Raw genomic sequence first — 2125 nt, 5'->3', positions numbered from 1 at the left:
GTCTAATGAAGAACAAATGAATGATAACTTACAAACAATGGCTAATTTTGAACCATTATCTAAATATGAAGAAAGTTTAGTTCAGGAAGTTGTTGATCAGGTGCTGTCATATCCAACGATTCCTTGTACGTCCTGCCGTTATTGTGTACCAGGGTGTCCGTTAAACATTCAGATTCCAGATTTATTTATTGCTTATAATAGCGCTAAAACTTATGGTGCTAATACTCGTTATAACACTTATTATCAAGATCATACAAGTGGTGATTTCAATTTAGCTAGTGCCTGTGTTGAATGTGGTCAATGTGAAAGCGTATGTCCCCAGCATTTAAAAATTATTAGTTTACTAAAAGATGTGGCAGTAGAATTTGAGAATTAGTAAAATTTTTAAAATATAAAGAAAATTTATGAGTAGAGATAATAATAAACATGTAACAATGTGGAATAGCTGGTTTAAAAGTCGCTTTGGAAAACCGGTTTATGATTTATGGTTAGCTAAATATTTACCATTATTTAATCATAAAGAAACAATTTTAGATTTAGGCTGTGGGATTGGTGCAAACACTCGATATTTAATTGAACAAGGTTATTTAGTTTTATCTTGTGATTATTCATTACCGACTCTAAAAAATATTGATCAATATATTCCTAATAGTCAGACAAAATATTTAAATATGAATGATCCTTTCCTTTTTGAAAATAATAGTTTTTCAACTATTATAGCGGATATTTTAATGCATTATTTTGTTGATTGAAAAACAATTCAGATCATGGAAGAAATCAAAAGAATCTTAAAACCTGGCGGTTATTTGATTGCCCGAGTATCAAGGGTAAATGATGCTTATAATATTAGTAATGATGATCCGGATTTTCGCTATCATGATTATGGCAGTTATGGATAGTGCTATTTTAATGAAGCTGATTTATATCGTTATTTTGGTCTGATAGGTGATTTTAAATACCAGGAAGTTATGATGACTAGAAATGAACTGTATTACTCATATCCTAAAGCATTATATCAGGTACTAGTAAAGAAAAAGTAATGTTAAAGCGAAGAAATAGTTTATTTTCTTCGCTTATAACTTTATGATTTATATTGGATCAAAGTGATTTGTTTTTCGATAAATTCTTCAAGATCTAAAACAACACCATATAAAATTGCTTTATCTTCAATATTTTCTAAGCTATTGAAAAAGCATTGTTTAATCAGTGAAATTTGTTTTTTATGATGATGGGGTTTTTTATGTTTAGCAATATCTTCAATGATTTCATTGATTAAATAAGTTAGATTAAAAATATCGATTTCTGAAAGATTGGTAATTTGTTTAAATTTAAATGAGATATTTTCAAATAGATAAATTTGTTCTAACCTAATATCACAATAGTGAACATATTTTTTACTTTCTTCCTGGTTAATATTTTCATTGTTTTCGATTGCTGTCTGGATAGCATTTTCCATATAGTTTTCTAGTTCTTGAATACTTTGATCTAATGAAGCAATTTCTTTGGTTGTTAGATATTCATTGATTTGATTAAACAGTGAAATAAAAGCTGATTCAATATATTGAATATCTTCATTAATAAGTTCTCTATAAGTTCTTTTAGGAATGATCATATTCATAATGATTGCAAAAGTACTACCAATAAAAATCAAATAAAATTCATTAATAATAAAATTAGATGTTACTTCCGGACTAAAAAGTATATGAGTACCCATGACGGCATTAACAGATATTGTTCCATGCCAGTTAAAGTAATAAGAAATCCAGACAACAAAGAAGATATAGGTTCCAAAAGTGATCCAATGAATTTGAGTCGTTTGAAAAACGATGATTGATATCATGATCGAAACACAAAAAGAAAGCAATCTTTGAAGAGCCAACGTAAGTGTTTTCTTACGACTATCAGTAATTGTTAGTAAGGCAGTAATTCCCGCACTTGAAGAAAAGTTTAAATGACATAGTTCGGCCACTAATATACTTAAACAGCAGGCTATTGCAATTTTTAACGCTTTAATCATATCCTTTTTCATTTCTATCACCACATTTTTATTATACTTGATAGATAGGTAGTAAATAAACAAAAAAATGATAAAGATGAAAAAATCAATTAACTAAAAGTAAAAACT

General features: G+C 28.1%; 4 protein-coding genes. 3 read left to right on the top strand and 1 reads right to left on the bottom strand.

Going from position 1 to position 2125, the window contains the following annotated elements; all coding sequences use genetic code 11:
- From J7M77_RS16665 to J7M77_RS16655, 3 genes are all read left to right on the top strand, one after another.
- On the top strand, positions 1-376 hold a 376-nt coding region (locus tag J7M77_RS16665), incomplete at its 5' end, for a 4Fe-4S dicluster domain-containing protein (RefSeq protein WP_296880608.1).
- A 28-nt stretch (positions 377-404) separates the two neighbouring features.
- Positions 405-752 (top strand): methyltransferase domain-containing protein, encoded by a 348-nt coding sequence (locus tag J7M77_RS16660; protein ID WP_296880606.1) that lies wholly within the window; start codon positions 405-407, stop codon positions 750-752.
- 15 nt (positions 753-767) lie between these two features.
- Positions 768-899, top strand: coding sequence for a hypothetical protein (locus tag J7M77_RS16655; protein WP_296880605.1), 132 nt, complete (start codon positions 768-770; stop codon positions 897-899).
- A 182-nt stretch (positions 900-1081) separates the two neighbouring features.
- Here the strand turns inward: J7M77_RS16655 and J7M77_RS16650 are convergent, their stop codons facing one another.
- Positions 1082-2029, bottom strand: coding sequence for an aromatic acid exporter family protein (locus tag J7M77_RS16650; protein ID WP_296880604.1), 948 nt, complete (start codon positions 2027-2029; stop codon positions 1082-1084).
- Positions 2030-2125: the final 96 nt, after the last annotated feature.

The sequence above is a fragment of the Thomasclavelia sp. genome, assembly GCF_017889095.1.
Lineage (GTDB): Bacteria > Bacillota_I > Bacilli_A > Erysipelotrichales > Coprobacillaceae > Thomasclavelia.
The sequence above is the reverse complement of the archived record's forward strand: the minus strand, read 5'-3'. Positions and strand labels throughout refer to the sequence as shown.

Excerpts from the sequence above, each read along its gene's own strand:
- J7M77_RS16660 (WP_296880606.1), top strand. The coding sequence starts at position 405 with ATGAGTAGAGATAATAATAAACATGTAACAATGTGGAATAGCTGGTTT.
- J7M77_RS16655 (WP_296880605.1), top strand. The coding sequence starts at position 768 with ATGGAAGAAATCAAAAGAATCTTAAAACCTGGCGGTTATTTGATTGCC.
- J7M77_RS16650 (WP_296880604.1), bottom strand. The coding sequence starts at position 2,029 with ATGAAAAAGGATATGATTAAAGCGTTAAAAATTGCAATAGCCTGCTGT.